We start from the raw sequence: 4123 nt of genomic DNA, 5'->3' as shown, positions 1-4123 counted from the left end.
CCAGAAGCTCACCCCCGACATCCTCCTGTGCCTCTTCGACGGCGTATTGGCCCGCCTCGACCTCCACCAGCAACCCGAGTCCCGCCACTTCGCCGTAGAACTCCCCGACGAGCAGACCTCCTTCACCAAAACCCTCCGCCCCGACGGCGGCGACCATCCCCCCACCTCCCCCCGCACCCAGCCCCTCCCCCTGGGCCCCCTCCGCGTCCTCCCCCTCGAAGACCTCGTCACCGCCATGTCCGACGCCCTCCCCACCACCTCCGAGTTCACCTCCGGCGACTTCGCCCTCCAGATGATCGAAACAGCCGAACGCGTCACGTTCCTCCGCCCACCCGCGTGAGTTCCCCGGCGAGCTTCTGGCGCTGGTGACGCAGGCCGGCCTCCCCGGTGACGCGGAGCCACTCCGTGAACAGCTCCGAGGCGGTGGCGGCGTCGCCGGTGGCCCTGGCGTGGCGGACGAGGGTGCCGAGGATCTGGGTCCGGCGTAGCGGGCTGAGCCCGGTGCGGGCGAGGGCCGCGCGCAGGTCGCCGGCGAGGTGCCCGGCCCTGCGCATGCTGCGGGGCGTCGCGTGGAAGAGGTAGACGTCCACGAGCCGCCGGACGACACCGGCCCTGAGCGTGGGGTCGTCCGGGACCGTGGCGAGCGCGTGGTCCGCCGTGCTCTCGGCGTCGAAGACGGACAGCCGCCGCGTCCCTCTCATCGCGTTGAGGCGTTCCTCCAGGATCGACCGCAGCCAGACCCCGGGCTCGTGGGCGTATCCGGTCATCGTCTCCGCGCGCGCGATCGCGGTGCGGGCCTGCCGCGTCAGGCCCAGGGAGTTGAGTGTGACGATCTCCGCGAAGATCGTGTTGATCTCCAGCCGTATCGACAGGTCCGAGCGGGCGTGCTCGACGCAGGACAGGACGCGCGTCGCCCGCCTGGCGAACCCGAGTGCCAGATCCAACCGGCCGAGCACCTGCGCGGTGTCGTGGAGGAACAGCAGCGCCTGCACGTGCGCGAGCGGATGGCGGCCGGGGTCGATCGCGTCCGGCAGCCCCCGCGCGCCCGCCCACACCTGGCCGTACGCGACCCTGGTGGCCTCGCCGTCCCGCACGGTCAGCGCCCGGTGATGGAGGTCTCCGGCCCGTGCGACTGCGGCGGCCACGTCGTGGCCCGCGAGCAGGGCCGCCGGACGGCGCGGGACGGCCGTCGCGCGCGCGAGTTCGATGTGCTCCAGCAGAGCGTCACGGCGGTCCGCGTCGTCGCACAGGGTGTCGGCGATCTCCCGTGCCCGCCGCTCGGACGGGGTCTTGGCGAACTTGAACGCCTCGGCGACCTCCCTCGCGGGCGCGGTCAGGGCGGCGCTCCAGTGGCCGCCACCGCCGTGCAGGGGTTCCAGCAGATACGACAGGTAGGCGTCGCTCATGCCCAGCGCCCGCGCGAGCCGCCGCTGGGATCCGTAGTCCCTGAGGTAGGCGCGGATCAGGTCGATGTACGTCTGCCGGTGCACCACGCGGTCGAGGTCGCGCACGCCGTCTCCTCACGAAAGTCCGCGCGGAATTAACCTGACGCGGATCACCGTCCCCGGCGACTCTGGCCACAGGCCGTCAAAGGGGAAGGAGAAGGTGATGGATCCGGATAACTGATGGGAAGCATGCCGAGGCCTCGGCGACCATCCGGATTCGATTCCCTCATCCATTTTCCCAGCGCGCCCCGTACGCCATGCCAATCCGAAGGTCTTGGAAATGCAGCCGGATCTCGGCCGCGTTGTCCGGCCGGACGAGGAAGTCCGGTGCCGCGAAATCCTCGGCCATGGAGTGCGGCAGCCCGGAGATCCGCCAAATATCGCGCGGCAGGCGTTCCCGGCTGAACCGGATGCGCAGGTCGAATTCATCGCAGCGGCGCAGCGGGCGGAAGGTGTAGCGCTGTTTCATCGGCTGGTCCGCGGGGATGGTGACGGACAGCCCTACGTCGTGCGCCTCACCGCTGCGCAGCGGGTGCGGGAGTTTGACGAAGTAGCGGAAGTAGGTTTCCGTGGGGCGTTCCTCGCGCACCAGCACGCCACCGTAGACGATGTCCAATTCGAGACCGTGGTGGCTGTCGAGGGGGGTCGCGCGCGGCCGGGGCACGCTCGTCGACACGAGGATCTCGTCCAGCCCGTCGCGGTCCGCGACCACCGTGCGCTCCTCGACCGCCGCCGGGCGCGAGCAGTCCAGGCGCAGCACGGTACGGAGTCGCGCCAGGTGCCAGCCGGTGGGCGCGTAGCCGTCGTCGCACGGGGGACGGGCGTCCGCCGACGCCTCGACCGCCCTGATCGCCTCGTCCACGCGGCGGCGCGCGGTGCGGACGTCGCGCGCGATCCGGGCCGCCAGCCATTCCATGCGTTCCTCGAAAAACCTGTGCCGCACATCTTCATGAAGCGCCAGGCCGGCCGCCAGGGACAGGCCGAGATCCACCGGGAGATCGTCCGCGACGGTGGACAGAAATTTGACAAGCTTTCCGCGAATATCGTGGAGGTTGTCCGAAGAATGGATTCCGGACAGCGCACGTAATGACGGCCCCACGCGTTGTTCCAGGTCACCGGCCATGACGCCGCGCCCGCGCCGAAGGCGTCCGAGTTCGTCGGCCACGGCTCCCATGATCTGTCCCATCTCATCGCCATCGAGAGTGGCATTGTTTTGTCAGCCGGCCATAATTCTGTCCTGGTTCTGTCCATGAACGCAACGGGTATGCGTGCAAGAATCAGCCACCCGGCATCGCCGGAGACCCCGGCACATGAACTGATAAAGATTTTCACGAACGATCCGACTCGGTGCGGCGAAGGACAGGCCCGGGTCCTGCTCCCGTATTTCGCATCGGAATTCTTGTCATCGGAGAACCCATGAGCGAGCAAGTGCGACCAGACCAGATCAGCGTGGAGCAGCGCCAGCAGATCCTCGCCGAGGAGATCCGCCGGGCCGTGGCGGCCGGTTACCGGACCGAGTCCAGTACCACCACGTCCGTCGTGCTGGTCAAGGGCAAGCGGGTCAACCACCTGCTTCACCTGGTGCTGAGCGTCCTTACCGCCGGCGTGTGGATCATCGTCTGGATCATCGTGGCCGTCGCCGGCGGCGAGAAACGCAGCTCCCTCCTCGTCGACGAGTTCGGCAACATCCAGCGCGGGTGACCGGGCCGCGCGAGGTGGCCGGACCGGCACCGCCGGCCCCGGACGACGGCGAGGGCGAGGAGCGGCGCAGGCACGAGCGCTGGAACACGTTGATCACCGCGACCACCTCGATCCTGGCGACCCTGATCACCACGGCAGGGGCGATCTTCGTCGCCGTCTGGGCCGCGCCGGACAAGGTGGGGGACTTCGCCAAGGACGCGCTCGGCGAGCATGTCGTGGTCACCAGCACGGTGACGGTCGGCTCGACGGTGACGACCACGACCACGGCTCCGGCGCCCGCCGGCGCCACACCGACCTATACCGGCGGCACCGGCGGCCCGCTCACGGCGCTCACGACGTCCGACTCGGTGGCGAACGACGGCTGCTGGTTCGACGACTCCATCGCGCTGGCCGGATCCGACAGGAAGCTCGCGGCGGTCATGTGCAACATCGCCGGCTCCGGCGCGGTCGTGAACGACATCGACTACACGGTCCCCGAGAACGCGACGAGGTTCATGGCCACCGTGGGGACCAATCGCCAGTCCCCCAACGCCTCGGCGCGGGTCGAGTTCTCCGTGCTGGACCTCACCGGCCGTGTCCTCGACAAGAAGACGGTCACCTACGCCACGTCCGCGACGATCGAGGCGGCCGTGTCCGGGGTGCCGCGCGTCAAACTCCAGATCGCTCTCGTCGACAGCGACGACCGTCTGGGGCCAGGCAACATGGCGACCGTGGGATGGATCACCCCCGCCTTCAGCTGATCATTCGTCGCCGGGGGCGGGGCGGTGGTCGTGGTCGTCCAGCCAGGTCCACATCTCGCGGGCGTCGTGGCAGGTGTAGGTGCGGCCGCACCAGCAGGTGCCGTGGAGGTCGGTGGCGGAGGCGTGGAAGGTGATGTGGAGGGGGCCTGGGGGGGTCATGGGTGGGGGCGTTCCTGGGGGTGGGTGGCCAGGGGTTCTACGGTTACGTCCAGCCAGGGGGACATGGGGAGGGACGTG

The 4123-nt window shown here is 69.4% G+C and carries 6 protein-coding genes; 3 read left to right on the top strand and 3 right to left on the bottom strand.

Annotated features, from left to right (window positions below):
- On the top strand, positions 1–340 hold a 340-nt coding region (locus ACFP1K_RS40890; protein WP_380763951.1), incomplete at its 5' end, for a hypothetical protein.
- Here the strand turns inward: ACFP1K_RS40890 and ACFP1K_RS40885 are convergent.
- Positions 315–1511 (bottom strand): hypothetical protein, encoded by a 1197-nt coding sequence (locus ACFP1K_RS40885; protein WP_380763949.1) that lies wholly within the window; start codon positions 1509–1511, stop codon positions 315–317. The genes ACFP1K_RS40890 and ACFP1K_RS40885 overlap by 26 nt on opposite strands.
- 160 nt (positions 1512–1671) lie before the next feature.
- A complete protein-coding gene (locus tag ACFP1K_RS40880; RefSeq protein WP_380763947.1) occupies positions 1672–2610 on the bottom strand; it encodes a hypothetical protein in 939 nt (312 codons plus the stop codon).
- Between the two features lie 251 nt (positions 2611–2861).
- Here ACFP1K_RS40880 and ACFP1K_RS40875 point away from each other — a divergent pair, with 251 nt between their 5' ends.
- Both ACFP1K_RS40875 and ACFP1K_RS40870 read left to right on the top strand, forming a co-directional pair.
- Positions 2862–3146, top strand: coding sequence for a hypothetical protein (locus ACFP1K_RS40875; RefSeq protein WP_380763945.1), 285 nt, complete (start codon positions 2862–2864; stop codon positions 3144–3146).
- A complete protein-coding gene (locus ACFP1K_RS40870; protein ID WP_380763943.1) occupies positions 3143–3886 on the top strand; it encodes an NPCBM/NEW2 domain-containing protein in 744 nt (247 codons plus the stop codon). The genes ACFP1K_RS40875 and ACFP1K_RS40870 overlap by 4 nt, the downstream gene beginning before the upstream one ends.
- On the opposite strand, the gene ACFP1K_RS40865 is transcribed toward ACFP1K_RS40870, so the two are convergent.
- Positions 3887–4045 carry a hypothetical protein gene (locus ACFP1K_RS40865; protein WP_380763941.1) on the bottom strand — a complete coding sequence of 53 codons (159 nt, stop codon included), beginning with the start codon at positions 4043–4045 and terminating at the stop codon, positions 3887–3889.
- Positions 4046–4123 lie beyond the last annotated feature (78 nt).

Origin of the sequence: Sphaerisporangium aureirubrum (genome assembly GCF_042658925.1) — a bacterium.
Taxonomy (GTDB): Bacteria; Actinomycetota; Actinomycetes; order Streptosporangiales; family Streptosporangiaceae; genus Sphaerisporangium; species Sphaerisporangium aureirubrum.
The sequence above is the reverse complement of the archived record's forward strand: the minus strand, read 5'-3'. Positions and strand labels throughout refer to the sequence as shown.

Coding starts and splice junctions, on each gene's coding strand:
- ACFP1K_RS40875 (WP_380763945.1), top strand. CDS start 2,862: ATGAGCGAGCAAGTGCGACCAGACCAGATCAGCGTGGAGCAGCGCCAG.
- ACFP1K_RS40865 (WP_380763941.1), bottom strand. CDS start 4,045: ATGACCCCCCCAGGCCCCCTCCACATCACCTTCCACGCCTCCGCCACC.